We start from the raw sequence: 15,737 nt of genomic DNA, 5'->3' as shown, positions 1-15,737 counted from the left end.
TGCCCGCGGCCGGGGCCCCACGCCGGATCCGGCGTGGGGCCCCGGCCGCGGGCAATCATGCACCTTGGGTGCGTCGTGAGAGAGCACGGCTTCGAAGCGCAATGGCGAGTGCGACGACGATCAGAATCGCCGCGACTGCGAAGGTGAACCGCATCCCGGTGGCAACGGCCTCGGAAGGCGCCGTTGTGACGTCGGTCGTCGCCGACGCGAGCGCGAACACAGCACCCATGACGGATGTCCCGGTGATAAGCCCGAGATTGCGCGACAGGTTGAGCATGCCGGAAGTGACGCCGCGCTGATCCGGGCGGATATCTGCCATGACTGCGGTGTTGTTGGCCGTCTGGAACGTCGCATAGCCGACGGTGATGACGACGATGGGGCCGAGGTAGCCGGAGATGCTGGGAGTCGCCGACATCATGGACAGAATGAAGGAACCGGCCGCTATTCCGATGAGCCCGACGATGGTCATGCGCTGTGCGCCGAAACGGTCCGCAATGCGACCGGCCGGCACACCGGTCAGCGCGGTGACAAGCGGACCGACCGACAGGACGAGTCCGACAAGAGCCTCATCGAGCCCGAGCGTACGAGAAAGATAGAACGGCCCGACCACCAGCGTCGCCATCATCACCGTCGAGACGAGCGTGCTCGTGGCGAGGCTCGCGCTCAGCACTGGATCACGGAACATGGCCAATCGGATCAAAGGTGAGGCTGCTCTCGCCTCGGCACGCACGAAGAGGCCGACTCCCAAGACAGCAGCCAACAGCAGAGCGACGTTGAGCGAACCGAAACTGCCGCGTCCCATTGTCATGGCGAGTGCGTAAGCCGCCAGCGTCAGAGCAAGCAGCAGGGTGCCCACATTGTCGAAGCCGGCCCGATCAGTCCTGGGCACCCGTCGGTCGACGGGCAGGTAGCGGTGCGCGAGAAGAAAAGTGAGGATGCCCAGCGGTGCGTTGACGAGGAAGATTGCCCGCCAACCGAGTCCGGAGATCAGAGCGCCGCCCAGCGACGGACCGAGAGCGGTGCCGATCGCGGACATCGTTCCGAGTAGCCCCATGGCCCTGCCGGTCTTTTCCTTCGGAACCGTCTCGCCAATAAAGGCCATGGTGAGAGCCATCATGACGGCTGCTCCGAGCCCCTGCGCCGCCCGGGCGGCAATCAGCAGCCAGAGCGTGGGCGCGACGCCGCACAGGACCGAGGCAACCGTGAACAGGAAGATTCCGGCCAGTAGCAGCCGCCGGCGGCCGAGGATGTCGCCGAGCCGTCCGACGCTGACGATCAGGGTGGTGATGCCGAGGAGATAGGCGAGGACGATCCACTGGACTTCCTGGAAAGAGGCGGTGAACGCCTGAGCCAACGTCGGCAGGCCCACATTGGCGATGCTGGTGCCGAGCGAGGACAGCAGCATGGACAGCGAAAGTCCTGCGAGCGCCCACCGGACTGAAGGCATCCATTCCGCACTTCTGGCTGCTGCCTCATCTCGTCCCGCACTGATTGGCTTCAACATGAACTCCGTTCTCCGGTGACTCCCGAAGCCCGGCCGCCGGGCAACGGTGGGCAGGGCAGGACAGCCGGACGTGCCGACAGGTGGTGAACGCTGTGGACGGAGGCCGAGGGGATGGCCGGGGGAGTCCGACCGGTCTCTCGGGAGGCGGGTGTGCCGGGCCGTGGTCGCGACCGACCACGAGGGCCTGCCGTACGCCATCGCTTCCGCACCGGGTTCAATGCGCCCGGCCCGCTGCGTACGCGGGCCGGTTGCGGCCCGGACGCCGCCGGCCTCCTATGGCCGGCACGGTCACCGAGCCGAGCGCACGCCCGTAAAGACCGTGGTGGCGGAGAGGAGGAAGGCGTCGGGCCGCCGCAGGATTCCCTCGGGCGCCCCGGGATCGAGCAGCACGTCGAGTGTCCCGCGGTCCTCCACCTCCAGGGACTCGCTCATCGTCTCCCGCAGCCGGGTCAGCTGGGAGTGCAGGAAGGCGCGGGCCGTCGCGTCCAGGGGTGCCGGCAGGTCAAGGAGAGACGTGAAGCTGCCGACGCGGGTGAGACCGGCGCGGCTGAGCATCGCGGGCCAGTCCTCGACCAGGGCGGTGCTGCCGGGCAGCTCGGCTCGCATGATCTCGAACCAGCGCTCCTGGACGACGTCGAGCCGGGCCTGGAGGCCCGGCCTGCCGATGCCGATGTCGCGTGGGAGGAAGCGCATCGGCAGGCCGCCCTCCGCCACGGCGAGCAGCCCGCCGGGACTCAGCACACGGGCGAGCGCATTCAACGCGCCCTGCTGATCGCCGAGGTGGTGCACGGCCTTGCTGCTCCAGACCAGATCCGCCGTGCCGAGGCCGCCTTCCCCGGGGGCCTCACCACCGTGCAGGCCCTCGGGCAGCTCTGCGTGCCGGACGGACACCCTGCCTCCGAGGCCGAGCCGCTCGGCGCGAACCAGGGCTCGGTCCAGCAGCCCCGGGGTGCCGTCCACGGCGACCGCCTCGGCGTCCGCGAAGGCCTCGGCGAACACGCAGGTCATCACTCCCGGCCCGCTGCCGATGTCGAGGATCCGCCGGACTTTCTTCTCCGGTTCGAGCAGCTCCCTCAGGCGGGCCGCCGTCGCGCGGAGGACCGGGAGCTGCAGTTCGCCACTGTGCTCCAGGTGGGCAGCCATGACCTCCCAGTCGACGTCGGTGTGGTTGTGTCCGTGTCCGGAATCGCGGTGTGTGCTCATGCGGGGGAGCGTGCCCCCGCCGCATGGCGATGGCAACTTCTGTTGCCAATTCCGGGACAGCGGGGTGGAATGCCCGTATGGACGAAACCCCGCCCTACCAAGCGGTTCTCGACGAGGTCGCTCCCCGGCTCAGACGGCTGCGTGCCAAACGTGGCCTCACCCTGGCCGCGCTCTCCGAGGTGACCGGCATCTCCAAGAGCACCCTCTCCCGGCTGGAATCCGGACAGCGCCGCCCCAGCCTGGAACTGCTGCTGCCGCTCGCCGGTGCGTACCGCGTTCCCCTCGACGACCTGGTCGGCGCCCCCGAAGTGGGGGATCCCCGCATTCGGCTGACACCCCACCCCTTGCCGAACGGCGGTACGTTCGTCCCCCTGACCCGGACCCCGGGACCCCTTCAGGCGTACAAGATGATCATCTCCGACCGGGGTGCGGAGCCGGATCGCCGCACGCACGAGGGCTACGAGTGGCTGTACGTGCTGGACGGCCGGCTACGGCTCGTCATCGGCGAGCACGATCTGGTCCTCGGCCCCGGCGAGGCGGCCGAGTTCGACACCCGCCTGCCGCACTGGTTCAGCAGCGCGGACGGGCAACCCGTCGAGATCCTCAGTCTCTTCGGGAGGCAGGGGGAGCGCATGCACGTCCGTGCGAAGCCCAGCGCGTGACGGCATGAATGACTATCAACGAATGGTCTGGATTCGTGCGGTCGCGGTCGCCACCGCCACCGGCCTGTCGTCGGGGCCGATGAGCTCACCGGCGAGAAAGCACACATCCTTGCCGCGCTGTACGACCCGTCCGCGTCCCAGAAGCTTTCCGGGGCGGGCGGGACGGAGAAACTGAACATGGAGATCGAGAGTCGGCGCGAACTGCTTTTCCGGCAGCGTCGCGACCAGCGCCGGCCCCAGGGTGTCGTCGAGCATCGCGGCCAGGAACCCGCCCTGGATCACGCCGACAGGGTTCGTGAACTGCTCGCCCGCCTGAAATGCCACCTCTATGGTCCCCCGCTCCGGATCCACGCGGACCAGTTCCCAGCCGAGCAGCACCGCCGCAGGGGGCGGTGGGACCCGCCCCGCCTGCACATCCCAGAACAACCCACGCCTGTGCGTATCCATCTCCATGAGCCACATTGAACAACTCCCCACTGACAGCCAAGGGCCCAACTGACAGCCAGGGCAAGCACGCGTCCCTCGCGCCCACATGGCCGGCACGACCGGGACGCGGGGTACCGGACACACAGGCCCTGTTCGTCGAGGCCGAACAGGGCCGGGACGGGCCCTGAATGCCGTCGGCGGGCCGACCCTAAAGCGGCGCTCCAACGAGCCTCCAGCTCCCGAAACCACCATCGGACCAGACAGGTACGAGGCGTGCGGAGTGGAAGGAGCGGGGGCCGTGAACGGCATCGGGACCGCCACCGTCGGGACACGGCGGCAGCACACGCTCGTCGGCTCGGTGCTCGGGCACGCCCGCCTCGCTCCGGGGGCGACGGCCCTGGTGTGGCGGGGCGAGGAAGTCGGTTACGGCGAGCTGCTGGCTCGCGCGGAGCGGGAGCGGGCCCGGATCAGGGACCTCCCGTCCGACAGCCCGCTCGCCGTCCCCGCGGCCAAGTCGCCCGCGACCATCGCGCTGGTCCTGGCCTGCCTGCTGGAGCGCAGGCCGTTGCTGCTGCCATCGTCGACGCTCGGCGCCGACGTGCGGGAGCGGCTGTACGAGCAGGTCGGCGTCCGGCACGTACTCACCCCGGACAACCAGCCGCAGCCGCAGCCGCAGCCGCACGCACCGGCTCCGGAACCGGTGGCGCCCGCGCTGCCGGACAGCGCGGCCCTGCTGCTCACCACGTCAGGGTCCACCGGACTGCCCAAGACCGTGCCGCTGACCGCCGCCGCCCTGGACCGCTTCACCGCCTGGGCGGGCGAGGCATTCGGCATCGGCCCCGGCACCACCGTCCTCAACTACGCGCCCCTCAACTTCGACCTGTGCCTCCTCGACGTCTGGGCCACGCTCGCGCACGGCGGCCGCGTCGTCCTCGTCGATCCGGACCACGCCGCGCAGGGCGCTCATCTCGTCGACCTCATCGCCCGGTACGAGGTGGAGATCGTCCAGTCGGTGCCGATGTTCTACCGGCTGCTCACCGACGCCGCACAGGCCGAGGGCCGCACGCTCCCCTCCGTCCGGCACGCCCTGTCCACCGGCGACACCCTGCCCGCCCCCGTAAGGGCCGCCCTGCCCGGGGTGCTGCCGGGCGCGCGGCTGTACAACCTCTACGGCTGCACCGAGACCAACGACAGCTTCCTGTACGAGATGACAGGCGCCGAGCCCGCGGACCGGCCGCTGCCACTCGGCCGCCCGCTGCCCGGTGTGTCCGCCCTCCTGGTCACCGCCGACGGGGGTGTCCTGGACGGCCCCGGAACCGGGGAACTGTATGTCCGTACCCCCTTCCAGTCCGAGGGCTACGCGGGAGCCGCGGCCGCGTCCGGCGCGTTCGTCCCGAACCCCGAAGGGGCCGACGGGCAGCGCTGGTTCCGCAGCGGTGACCTGGTATGCCGCGCCGCGGACGGCACCCTCACTCTCTCCGGCCGGACCGACTTCCAGGTCAAGATCCGCGGGGTGCGGATCAACCCGCAGGAGGTGGAGCACGTACTGCTCGAACACCCCGGCGTCACCGAAGCCGCCGTCGTCGCGCTGCCCGATGCGGTGGCCGGCCGGCTGCTGCACGCCGTCGCGCGGCGCACCCCCGGCTCGGCCCTCCACAGCCTTTCCCTGCGCGGGCACCTGGCTCGCGGGCTGCCCCGGGCCGCGATCCCCTCGGCGCTGCGCGTCACCGACGAGCCGCTGCCCAGGACCTCCACCGGCAAGGTCGACCGCGACCGCGTCGTGCGGGACCACTTCACCAAGGAGAACTGACATGCAATACGCCCGGTCCATCAAGGAGTTCGTGGTCGAGCAGTTCCTGCCCGATGTGTCCGCAGGGGATCTGGACGACGACCTCGACCTGCTGGAGAACGGCATCATCGACAGCCTCGGCCTGCTCAAGGTGATCGCCTGGCTGGAGGACCGCTACGGCATCAACACCGACGAGGTCGACCTCGACCCGGACTCCTTCAAGTCGGTCGCCTCCATCGGGGAGTTCATCGCCCACGCGTCCCGCGAGCGGGCGGGGGCCGCCTAGCCATGCACGCAGCAGTCGCCGCGCTCATCGCCCAGGACCGTCCGGTGGAGGCGGGGGACTGGCACGCCTTCTGGGACCGGCTCCACGACGGCGGACTGCGCCGGGGCGAGGCCGTGGCCCTGCTGGCCTCCCTCTCCACTCGGATGCCGGACCGCGTCACGCTGGGGGCGCTGCTCGGTTCACTGGCCGAGCGGCGCCCGCGGCACGGCGCGTCGGGTGCAGTGGGCTCCCTCCCGCACGCGGTCAACGTCGTCGGCACGGGCGGCGGGCCGCCCACCCTCAACATCTCCACGGCGGCCGCACTCACCGCTGCCGCGATGGGCACCAGGGTCGTCAAGACCGGTTCGCGCGCCTATACCTCCAGCCTGGGCTCCGTCGATCTGCTGGAGCGCCTCGGTATCGGCCTCACCAGGTCGTACGAGGAGACCGCCGAGGTTCTTGATCGCTGCGGCATCGCCTTCGCCGGGCCGTTCGTCTATCCCGTGGAACTGTCCCTGCTGGCCCGCTCCGTGCTGCCGCTGGACGTGCGGAAGCTGGGCCGTTTCGTCAACGCGGTCGGCCCTTTCCTCGCCGACATGCCGGTCGGCGCCCAGGTCACCGGGGTCTCCGACCCGCGGCTCGTCCCCGGGCTGCGTGATGCGGCCCGGCACACCGCGGACCGGACCGGCCGGACGGTGTGGCTGTGCACCAACGAGCGCGGCGCCGACGAGCTCCTCGGCTTCGTCCCCAACCGGGTGCGCACGTACGAGGGCGGTGGGGAGGACGAGTTCACACTCGACCCGGCCGCGCTCGGGCTCGGCGCGGGATCGCTCGAGGACCTGCGGCCGGTGGGCGGTGACCTGGTGGAAGGCTTCCTCGACGTACTGGCCGGCCGGGGCCGCCCGGCGGCCGAGGAGACCGTCTGCCTCAATGCCGCGGCGCTTGCCGTCGCCGGCCGGCTGACCGGCGACTGGCATGCCGCGCTGGGAGCCGCCCGCGCGGTGGTCCGGGACGGCGCGGTCCTCGCGCTGATCGAGCGGTTGCGTGCCGGAAAGCGAGCCGTGACCCGTGCCTGACCGTTCCTTCTCCGACCCTGCGTTCTCCGACCGTGCTTTCTCCGATCCTGTCTTCTCCGACCGTGCCTTCTTCGCCCACCGAGCTCCGGGGCGGCCCGGACTCGCCGTCTTCCTCAATGCGGGCGACCCACCGCTGGAGGCCCTGCCCGAACTCGTGGCGATGCTCGACGAGAACGAGGTCGACTGCCTCGAACTCGCCGTCCCCTTCCCCGGCTCGGTCACCGACGGTCCGGTCATCCGCGCCTCCGCCGACCGTGCACTCGCCGACGGCGTGGACCTGGCCGGCGTGCTGAAGGCCGTCTCGGCCGTACGGTCGGGCCTGAAGCGGCTTCGGATCGCGCTGCTCGCCGACTGGAGCCACACCGTCAGAGGCTCCACCGCGGACGACTTCAGCGCCGCTGTGGCCGACGCCGGCTGCGACGGACTCCTCTTGCACGGCGTGCCGCCCCGGCAGCGCCTGGCCCACTACGAGGCCGCGCACCGGGCGGCGCTGCCGCTCGTCACGACCTGCTACGCCGTCTCCGGCCCCGATGCCGTGGCCGAAGCGGCGCAGCACGCCACCGCCTACCTGTACCTGGTCGCCCACTACGGCCGCAGCGGCACCACGGCCGCGCCGGACCGGGAGCGGCTCCGGGCGGCGGTCACCACCCTGCGTACCACCGCGTCCGCTCCCGTTGCCGTCGGCTTCGGGGTCAGGACGGCGCACGACATCGATCTCCTGGCGGAGCTCGGTGCCGATGCCGCCGTCGTCGGGAGCGCGGGGGTGTCGCGTATCGAAGCCGCACTCAACCGGGGCGGCGATCCCGTCGAGGAGTTCCGCTCCTTCGTGCGGGAGCTGCGAACACGAAAGGAACCGATCCATGATCGTCCGTAAGCTCGACGAAGTCCCCAGCGTCAACTGGGGCAACGGCCTCAGCCGCCGCTTCCTCACCCAGGCGGACGGGGTCGGCTACTCCGTCACCGACACCATCGTCCACGCGGGCACCAAGTCCCGTCTGGAGTACCGCAACCACCTGGAGTCCTGCTACTGCATCGAGGGCAGCGGCGAGGTGGTCGACACCGAGGGCAACGCGTACCCGATCACCCCGGGCACGCTCTACGCGCTGGACCGGCACGACGCGCACTGGCTCGTCGCCTCCCCGCACGAGGACCTGCGCCTGGTGTGCATGTTCACCCCGGCGCTGCGTGGCGACGAGCGCCATGACGTGGACGCGGCCGAGTACTCCCACTACTGATGATCAATTGGACCGCTGACCAGCAGGCCCTCCGCGACGGTCTGACGCCCTGGTTCGACAAGCTCAGCGCCGGACATGTCGCGCGGGACGCGGATGCGGCCTTCTCGCGCGAGGGCTGGGCGGACCTGGCCTCCACCGGCATCCTGGGCCTGCCCTTCGACGAGCGGTGGGGCGGCCTCGGCCAGTCCCTGCTGACCACGATGTACGTCCTTGAGAGGCTCGGCGAGGGCTGCCGTGACGGGGGGCTCAACTTCTCGGTCTGCACCCATCTGGTTTCCACCGGGGTGCCGCTGCAGCGGTTCGGCTCGGCAGAGCTCAAGGAGCGCTTCCTGCCGGACGTCTGCTCGGGCTCGCTGATCGGCTGTCACGCCATCAGCGAGCCCGGCAGCGGGTCGGACGCACTGGCGATGCGGACCCGGGCGCTGCGCGACGGCGACAGCTTCGTGCTCAACGGCAGCAAGGCCTTCGTCAGCAACGGCCCGGTCGCCGATCTGTTCACGGTCTACGCCCGCACCAGCGACCGCCCCGGACCGCTGTCGATGACCGCTTTCCTGGTGGAACGGGACACGCCGGGCCTTCAGGTCGGCGCCCCGATCGCCAAGATGGGCCTGCGGACCTCCCCGCTGTGCGAGCTGTTCTTCGACGACTGCCGCGTCCCCGCGTCCCAGGTCGTCGGCCGCCCCGGCGGCGGATTCCTGGTGCTCGACCATGTGATGCGGTGGGAGATCCTGTGCTCCTTCGTCATCAACGCGGGGGAAATGCGCGACCGGGTCAACCGCTGTGTCGAGTACGCGAAAAACCGCACCCAGTTCGGGCAGCCGATCGGTTCGTACCAGGCCGTCTCGCACAAGATCGTGGACATGGAGATCGGGGTGGAGTCCGCCCGCCAGTGGCTGTACGGCACCGCCGAGAAGATGGCGGCCGGCGAGAACGTCAGCCGCGACATCGCCATGGCCAAGCTTGTCACCAGCGAGGCGAACCTCGCCTCCGCCCTCAGCGCCGTGCAGATCTTCGGCGGAAACGGCTACATGGCCGAGTACGGCATGGAGAAGGAACTGCGCAACTCGGTCGCCGGAACCATCTATTCCGGCACCTCGGAGATCCAGCGCAACCGCCTCGCCGCCCTGCTGGGCCTCTAGCGGGCCGACCGGCCTCTCACGGAAGCGACCTCAGCATGACTGCAACGACCCTCACCCAGGCCGCCACGGCCTTCATCGACCACGACTCCCCGGAGGTACGCGACTTCACCGCCGCCGCACTCGGTGACGCCGCCATCCCCAGGGAGCAGGCGGTCGCGCTCTACTACGCGGTGCGCGACACTATCCGTTACGAGGTGTACGGCGCCGACCTCAGCCGCGAGGGCCTGCGGGCGAGCAGCGTCGTCCGCACGGGCTCCGGCATGTGCCTGCACAAGTCGGTGCTGTACGCGGCCTGCCTGCGCTCGCTCGGCATCCCGGCCCGGCTGGTCCTCACCGACGTGCGCAACCACCTGGCGTCCGCCCGGCTCAAGGAGCTGCTGGGCGGTGACGTGTTCCACCAGCACTGCCTCACCACGCTGAGGCTGGACGGCCGCTGGATCAAGGCGACCCCGGTCTTCAACAAGACCCTCTGCCGGCTGTACGCCATGACCCCCCTGGAATTCGACGGAACGGCCGACAGCGTTCACCACCCCTTCGACCTGAGGGGCCGCCGCCAGATGGAGTTCCTGCGGTTCCACGGCGAGTTCGACGACCTGCCGTACACCCGGGTCGTCGAGGACCTGCGCAGGAACCACCCCGGTCTGCTGCGGGCGGGCACCACCGGTTTCGCCGAGGGATCCCTGGTCCAGGACGCGGCGGGCGCCTAGTGCTGGTCAAATTCTGCGGAGCCACGACCGAGGGCGAAGTGGCGGGAATGGCGGCGGCGGGCGCGGACCTGATCGGGCTCTGGCACGGCGTGCGGGGCGGCAGGTCCGACCTGTCGTCCGGCCTCCTTGCCACGCTCTCGGCGGCGGCCCTGAACGCCGGGCCCGACCCGGTGCTGGTGACGTTCTCGTCCGACGCCGGCGCACTGGCCGAGGCGGCGGCCGCTTCGGGCGCACGCTGGGTCCAGCTGCACGGCTTCCAGCCGCCGGGCCTGGTACGGGCGCTGCGCCGGCAGAGCCCCGGAGGTCTGAAGATCGCCAAGGTGCTGCATCTGCAAGGCGGTTCGTGTCTGGAGGACCGGCTGACCGGAGCGTACGAACGGGCGGGCGCCGACTGCTTCCTCTTCGACGCGGTGGGCGACGACGGGCGGATCGGCTCCACGGCGCAGCCCTTGAACGACGCGGCGGTCACCGCCCTCGCCGACCGCACCAACCTGCCCTTCCTGCTCGCGGGCGGCCTGCACGACGGCAACAGCGACGACTTCGCCCGCGCCCGCGCCCACCCCCGCTTCCTCGGCATCGACGTCGACTCGGCGGCACGCGGCGACGACGGCCTGCTGAAGGCCGGGCGGGCGGCCGCGGTGGCCCGCGCCTGGCGGTCCGCATGAGCACCTTCGTAAAGGCACTCCTGACCTGCCCCCGCCCCCTGGTCATGGAGGTGAAACGGCAAGACGCCGACGGCCGCGACCTGCTGGCCGGGCGCAGCGTCGCCGAGACGGTCGAGCGGTACGAGGAGGCGGGCGCGCCCTGTATCTCGGTGGTCACCGGCCGCTGGTTCGGCGGCACGGAGGCCCTGCTGCGGGAGGTGGCGTCCCGTACGGAACTCCCGCTGCTGCGCAAGGACTTCATCACCAGCAGGCGCCATCTGGACCGCTCCCTCGAACTGGGGGCGGCCGCGGTGCTGCTGACCGCCAAGCTGCTCCCCGCGCCTACGCTCGCCCGGCTGGCCGCCCACGCGCTGTCGATCGGTCTGACGCCCTTTGTCGAGGTAGCCGACGGGGCCGAGCTGGCCGCGGCGGCCACGGCCCACCCCACCGAGTCGGTCATCGCGGTCAACAACAAGGACATCGCCACCCGCGAGCGCCTGCCGGCCGACCCCTCCCGGGGTCTGACCCTGCTCCCCGCCGTGCGCCGCACCGGCACCCCCTGTCCCGTCAGCGCCAGCGGCATCACCGACCCGCAGGAAGCCGCCGCCCTTCTGGACGCCGGCTTCAAGGCCCTGCTCATCGGCACCGGCCTGCTGGCCACGGACAGCGTGTCGGCCTGGTCTGACCGGCTCGACAAGGCCCGCTCCGCCAGGCCTTAGGACAGGAATCAGGGCGCCGGAACGAGGCGCCGGACAGGCCCGGGGACCGGGCCTGTCCGGCGGTCGATGCCGCGTGCCCCGTCAGCGGCGCGCGGGCCTGGCGCGGCGGCCGCGGGAGGTGCGGCCCCAGGGCTTGTAGACGGAGACCACGGCGGCGACGGTGAGCAGGACGAACAGGCCGGGGACACTCCAGACGAGGAAGTCGGCCGACGAGCCCGGGTCCGGCGGTTCGTTGCCCGCCACAGCGGTGTTGCGGCTGGCCGTGGTGACGACGGGGTGGATCACGAACCACGCGAAGATCGTCATGAAGAGGGTGATCACCCACTTGACCACGATCCACCAGTGCAGCAGCAGGCCCCACTTGGTCCCGCAGGACAGCAGGATGCCGGTGATCGCCGCGGTGATGCTGAAGACCGTGACACAGGTGTCGTCGAAGACGTACATCGCGTAGTAGACGCCCTTGGCGATCGCCGCGTCGTCGGTCGTGCAGCCCATGACCGCCAGAACGGCCATGGCGAGCGAGAGGCCCACCCAGCCGACCGAGGTGACGACATGGATGGCCAGGGTCAGCTTCCGCGCTCCCCGGCCCAGTTCGAATTTCTTCTTACCGGTCTTGCTGTTGCGGGTTGTTCCTCCGGTGCGCGGCTTTCGTGGTGGCTGGTTCGGCTGGGTGTCGACTGCCGGAGCGGACAAGGCGACTCACTTTCGGAGAGGGGTGGGGTAGCCGTCGGGGCTCGACGGCGTCCTCGGCGAATCACCCACGCTCCCGGGACGAAGTCGAGTGAGGGTGGAGCCGGAATCCAGGGCTCCGCGCCCGGGGGTCGCGCACTGCGTCATACGTCTGGAGCCGGGGGACGGCTGTCCGGACCCGGCCTCCAGCAGGCCTCCGGGATTCCTCCAGCACACTTTCCGAGTCTGGCAGCCACAAGGACCGAGGTGTCCCGGGGAACCGGGACCGACAGGGTGGAGCAGTCGTGACAGTTCTGGTGACAGGGGCGACAGGATCTGTCGGCCGCCATGTGGTCGACCGGCTCGTTGCCGCGGGCGTCGGTGTCCGGGTGCTGACCCGGACACCCTCCGCCGCCGGCTTCCACGCCGGGGTCGAGGTGTTCGAGGGCGATCTGGAGCAGCCGGAGACGGTGCACGCCGCGTTGGAGGGGGCCGAGAGCCTGTATCTCTTCCCGGTGCCGCAGACCGCCCGCGAGGTCGTCGCGGCGGCGAAGGAGGCGGGGGTTCGCAGGATCGTGGTGCTGTCGTCGTCCTCCGTGCTCGACACCTCCGGCGACAACCACAGCGGTGAGCACCACCGCGCGGTGGAGCGGGCCGTGGAGGAGTCCGGCCTCGAATGGACCTTCGTGCGGCCGGACGAGTTCGCCTCCAATGTGCTGTGGAAGTGGGCGCACTCGATCCGCACCGAAAGCGTGGTCCGCGCGCCGTACGGCAACGCCCCGCGCGTCCTGATCCACGAGGCGGACGTCGCCGCCGTCGCAGCGACCGCGCTGCTCGAGGACGGGCACGCGGGAGAGGCGTACGTCGTCACCGGACCCGAGGCCATCACCCAGGCCGACCAGGTGAAGGCGATCGCCGAAGCCACCGGCCGGCCCATCTCCTTCGAGGAGATCACCCCGGACCAGGCCCGGGAGTTCATGGGCCGGGTCATGCCGGCACCGGTCGTCGAGATGGTGCTCGGCTACCTCGCCGACGCCTGCGTCAACCCGCCCGTTCCGGTGGACACCGTCGAGCGGATCACCGGCCGCCCGGCCCTGACCTTCGCCCGGTGGGCCGCCGACCACGCGGCCGACTTCGCACCGCTGCCCGTGGCGGTGGCGGCATGACCGTCGAGACCACCGCACCCGCCGAGAGCGGCACTGTGTCGCCCAACCCCTGTGTGCGCATGACCGGCAGCGGCGAGCCCGAGCAGCACATCGTCGCCGGCGGCACTGACCGGCCCACTGCGGGCCGGGGGCAGGTCGTCGTCGAGGTCGAGGCGGCCGGAGTGTCCTACGCCGAGGTGCAGATGCTCCAGCACCTGCACCCCTTCCCGCCCGCCTTCCCCTTCGTCCCCGGCTACGACCTGGTGGGGCGGATCACCGAGACCGGCTCCGGCGTCACCGGCTTCCGTGTCGGTGACCGGGTCGCGGCCATGCCCCGGCAGGGCGCCTGGCAGAAGTACGCCGCGGTCCCGGCCAAGGGCCTCGCCTCGGTGCCCGAGGGCATGGACGCGGCGGTCGCCGTCTCCCTGGTCACCAACGGCGTGACCGCCTACCAGATGCTGCACCGCCTCGCCCGCTCGCAGCCCGGCGACACCGTTCTGGTGCACGGCGCCAGCGGCGGCGTCGGCACCCTGGTCACCCAGCTCGCCGTCCACCACGGGGTGCGCGTCATCGGCACCGCCTCGCCCGCCAAGCACGCTGCGGTACGGGCCCTGGGCGCCGAACCCCTCGACTACCGCACGCCCGCACTCGTCGACGCGGTGAGGGAGCTGGCACCGAACGGCGTGCAGGCAGTCTTCGACCACGTCGGCGGCCGCGGGCTCGACGACAGCTGGGCGATGCTCGCCGACGACGGCACGCTGGTCTCCTTCGACTCCTCCGTCGCCGGCTACCTGCCCGGCCAGTGGTTCCGGCCGCATGTCCCGGCGCTGCGCCGCACGGTCGTGCGGTTCTTCGCCCGGCTCGTCCGGCTCACCCGACGCCGGCAGACCATGTACTACGTCAAGCCGGGACCGGACTTCCACACCGATCTCGCCGCCCTGTACCGGCTGGTGGACGAGGGCGTCCTGCAGCCGCGGATCGCCGGGCGGCACGCCCTGGACGGCGCGGCCGGCGCCGTACGCGCGCTGCTGGAGGGCAGCACCCTCGGCAAGCACGTCCTGATTCCCTGACCGCCCCTTCGCCTGCTCACCCGAACCCAATTTCCCTACGAAGACGAGGTAGCCAGCATGTCCGCAACCCTGACCGAGAAGCCCGTCGACGGATCCACCGCCCCGGACCGCAGCATCCAGGAGCGCAACAAGGAGCTCGCCCTGTCCATGGTCGCGGCCTGGAACCGCTGGGAGCTCGACGGCATCATCAAGCACTGGGCGCCGGACATCCGGCACTTCTCCGAGGACCGCCAGGTCGACTCACAGGCCATGGTCGGCGCGATGCAGGGCGGCCTCGCCGCCTTCCCCGACCTGCACCTCGACGTCAAGAGCATCCTGGCCGAGGACGACCGCGTCGCGCTGCGGCTCACCGTGACCGCCAGCCAGCAGGGCGAGTTCATGGGCAAGGCGCCGACCGGCCGCAAGGTCACCTGGTTCATGCTCGAAGAGCTCCGCTTCAACGACGCCGGTCAGGTCATCGAGCACTACGACATCTTCAACTACCTGCCGATGCTCAAGGAGCTCGAATTCGTCGCCTCGGACGTGCTGTGACCGCAGCGCTCACGGAGATAGCGGACGGGGTGCACGCCTACGAGCAGCCCGACGGCGGCTGGTGCCTGAACAACGCGGGGCTCGTCGTCGGCGCCGGCGGGCAGAGCATGCTGGTCGACACCGTGGCGACCGAGCAGCGCGCCCGTCATCTGCGCGACGAAGTGCTGCGCCGCAACCCGCTTCCGCCGCGCACCGTGGTCAACACCCACTTCCACGGTGACCACACCTTCGGCAATCAGTTCTTCCCCGAAGCGCTGGTTGTCGCGCACGAGCGCACCCGCACCGAGATGTCGGCCGCCGGTCTCGGGCTGACCGGGCTCTGGCCCGGCGTGTGCTGGGGCGACCTCGAACTGACGCTGCCGCACATCACCTTCGGCGACCGGATGACGCTGTATGTCGGCGGGGTGCGTGCCGAGCTGGTGCACATCGGTCCCGCGGCGCACACCACCAACGACACCGTGGTGTGGCTGCCGGAGCAGCGAGTGCTGTTCACCGGGGATCTGGTGATGTCGGGTGCCATGCCGTTCTGCCTGATGGGGTCGGTCTCCGGGTCGGTACGGGCCATGGAGAGGCTGCGTGGCTTCGACGCCGTGACGGTCGTGCCGGGGCACGGTCCGGTCGGCGGCCCGGAGCTGATCGACAGCACCGAGGCGTACTTCCGGTGGCTGGGTGAGCTGGCCGCCGACGGCAGGGCCGCCGGGCTGACGCCGCTCGCACTCGCCCGCGAGCTGGCACCCGGCCCGTACGACGGGCTGCTCGACTCCGAGCGGCTCGTCCCCAACCTGCACCGCGCCTACGCGGAGCTGGACGGCGCGGCCCCGGGTGATCCGCTCGACGTCGGTGCGCTCTTCGGCGAGATGGCGGAGTACCACGGCGGGCTGCCTGCCTGTCATGCCTGATCACGCCACTGTGGCCCCTCGCGATCCGGATCGCGAGGGGCCACAGTGGCGTGA

The 15,737-nt window shown here is 70.8% G+C and carries 18 protein-coding genes; 14 read left to right on the top strand and 4 right to left on the bottom strand.

The window, feature by feature from the left end:
• Positions 1 to 55: 55 nt before the first annotated feature.
• Positions 56 to 1,447 carry an MFS transporter gene (locus ACWDZ6_RS32465; protein WP_451505693.1) on the bottom strand — a complete coding sequence of 464 codons (1,392 nt, stop codon included), beginning with the start codon at positions 1,445 to 1,447 and terminating at the stop codon, positions 56 to 58.
• Positions 1,448 to 1,792: 345 nt separating this feature from the next.
• A complete protein-coding gene (locus tag ACWDZ6_RS32460; RefSeq protein WP_451505692.1) occupies positions 1,793 to 2,707 on the bottom strand; it encodes a class I SAM-dependent methyltransferase in 915 nt (304 codons plus the stop codon).
• Positions 2,708 to 2,784: 77 nt separating this feature from the next.
• On the opposite strand from ACWDZ6_RS32460, the gene ACWDZ6_RS32455 reads away from it, so the two are divergent.
• Positions 2,785 to 3,369, top strand: a complete 585-nt coding sequence (locus ACWDZ6_RS32455) for a helix-turn-helix domain-containing protein (protein WP_451505691.1) — start codon at positions 2,785 to 2,787, stop codon at positions 3,367 to 3,369.
• A 15-nt stretch (positions 3,370 to 3,384) separates the two neighbouring features.
• On the opposite strand, the gene ACWDZ6_RS32450 is transcribed toward ACWDZ6_RS32455, so the two are convergent.
• Positions 3,385 to 3,822, bottom strand: a complete 438-nt coding sequence (locus tag ACWDZ6_RS32450; protein ID WP_451505690.1) for a PaaI family thioesterase — start codon at positions 3,820 to 3,822, stop codon at positions 3,385 to 3,387.
• Between the two features lie 271 nt (positions 3,823 to 4,093).
• Between ACWDZ6_RS32450 and ACWDZ6_RS32445 the strand changes: the two genes are divergently transcribed.
• From ACWDZ6_RS32445 to ACWDZ6_RS32405, 9 genes are read left to right on the top strand one after another with little or no spacing between them, the layout of a single operon-like run.
• Entirely contained in the window at positions 4,094 to 5,605 is a 1,512-nt protein-coding gene (locus tag ACWDZ6_RS32445; protein WP_451505689.1) for an AMP-binding protein, read from the top strand.
• Between the two features lies 1 nt (position 5,606).
• On the top strand, positions 5,607 to 5,870 hold the full coding sequence (locus tag ACWDZ6_RS32440) for a phosphopantetheine-binding protein (RefSeq protein WP_366736135.1): 264 nt from the start codon (positions 5,607 to 5,609) through the stop codon (positions 5,868 to 5,870).
• 2 nt (positions 5,871 to 5,872) lie between these two features.
• Positions 5,873 to 6,925, top strand: a complete 1,053-nt coding sequence (locus ACWDZ6_RS32435; RefSeq protein ID WP_451505688.1) for an anthranilate phosphoribosyltransferase — start codon at positions 5,873 to 5,875, stop codon at positions 6,923 to 6,925.
• Positions 6,918 to 7,799: a tryptophan synthase subunit alpha gene (gene trpA / locus ACWDZ6_RS32430; protein WP_451505687.1), complete on the top strand. Its 882-nt coding sequence runs from the start codon at positions 6,918 to 6,920 to the stop codon at positions 7,797 to 7,799. Before ACWDZ6_RS32435 ends, trpA begins: the two co-directional genes overlap by 8 nt.
• Complete coding sequence (locus ACWDZ6_RS32425; protein WP_326654721.1) at positions 7,786 to 8,160, top strand: ectoine synthase; 375 nt, start codon at positions 7,786 to 7,788, stop codon at positions 8,158 to 8,160. The genes trpA and ACWDZ6_RS32425 overlap by 14 nt, the downstream gene beginning before the upstream one ends.
• The gene (locus ACWDZ6_RS32420; RefSeq protein ID WP_451505686.1) at positions 8,160 to 9,299 is read left to right on the top strand and encodes an acyl-CoA dehydrogenase family protein; all 1,140 of its coding nucleotides are present in this window, start codon (positions 8,160 to 8,162) and stop codon (positions 9,297 to 9,299) included. The genes ACWDZ6_RS32425 and ACWDZ6_RS32420 overlap by 1 nt, the downstream gene beginning before the upstream one ends.
• Before the next feature lie 35 nt (positions 9,300 to 9,334).
• Positions 9,335 to 10,006, top strand: a complete 672-nt coding sequence (locus ACWDZ6_RS32415; RefSeq protein ID WP_451505685.1) for a transglutaminase-like domain-containing protein — start codon at positions 9,335 to 9,337, stop codon at positions 10,004 to 10,006.
• Positions 10,006 to 10,671 carry a phosphoribosylanthranilate isomerase gene (gene trpF / locus ACWDZ6_RS32410; protein ID WP_451505684.1) on the top strand — a complete coding sequence of 222 codons (666 nt, stop codon included), beginning with the start codon at positions 10,006 to 10,008 and terminating at the stop codon, positions 10,669 to 10,671. The genes ACWDZ6_RS32415 and trpF overlap by 1 nt, the downstream gene beginning before the upstream one ends.
• Positions 10,668 to 11,369 (top strand): indole-3-glycerol-phosphate synthase, encoded by a 702-nt coding sequence (locus ACWDZ6_RS32405; RefSeq protein ID WP_451505683.1) that lies wholly within the window; start codon positions 10,668 to 10,670, stop codon positions 11,367 to 11,369. Before trpF ends, ACWDZ6_RS32405 begins: the two co-directional genes overlap by 4 nt.
• Positions 11,370 to 11,450: 81 nt before the next feature.
• On the opposite strand, the gene ACWDZ6_RS32400 is transcribed toward ACWDZ6_RS32405, so the two are convergent.
• A complete protein-coding gene (locus ACWDZ6_RS32400; RefSeq protein WP_366736128.1) occupies positions 11,451 to 12,062 on the bottom strand; it encodes a DUF2269 family protein in 612 nt (203 codons plus the stop codon).
• 281 nt (positions 12,063 to 12,343) lie between these two features.
• Here ACWDZ6_RS32400 and ACWDZ6_RS32395 point away from each other — a divergent pair, with 281 nt between their 5' ends.
• From ACWDZ6_RS32395 to ACWDZ6_RS32380, 4 genes are read left to right on the top strand one after another with little or no spacing between them, the layout of a single operon-like run.
• Positions 12,344 to 13,204, top strand: coding sequence for an NAD(P)H-binding protein (locus ACWDZ6_RS32395; RefSeq protein ID WP_451505682.1), 861 nt, complete (start codon positions 12,344 to 12,346; stop codon positions 13,202 to 13,204).
• On the top strand, positions 13,201 to 14,253 hold the full coding sequence (locus ACWDZ6_RS32390; protein ID WP_451505681.1) for a zinc-binding dehydrogenase: 1,053 nt from the start codon (positions 13,201 to 13,203) through the stop codon (positions 14,251 to 14,253). The genes ACWDZ6_RS32395 and ACWDZ6_RS32390 overlap by 4 nt, the downstream gene beginning before the upstream one ends.
• Positions 14,254 to 14,310: 57 nt before the next feature.
• Complete coding sequence (locus ACWDZ6_RS32385; protein ID WP_451505680.1) at positions 14,311 to 14,784, top strand: ester cyclase; 474 nt, start codon at positions 14,311 to 14,313, stop codon at positions 14,782 to 14,784.
• A complete protein-coding gene (locus ACWDZ6_RS32380; RefSeq protein ID WP_451505679.1) occupies positions 14,781 to 15,683 on the top strand; it encodes an MBL fold metallo-hydrolase in 903 nt (300 codons plus the stop codon). The genes ACWDZ6_RS32385 and ACWDZ6_RS32380 overlap by 4 nt, the downstream gene beginning before the upstream one ends.
• Positions 15,684 to 15,737: the final 54 nt, after the last annotated feature.

The sequence above is a fragment of the Streptomyces sp. NPDC002926 genome (genome assembly GCF_053591755.1).
The sequence above is the reverse complement of the archived record's forward strand: the minus strand, read 5'-3'. Positions and strand labels throughout refer to the sequence as shown.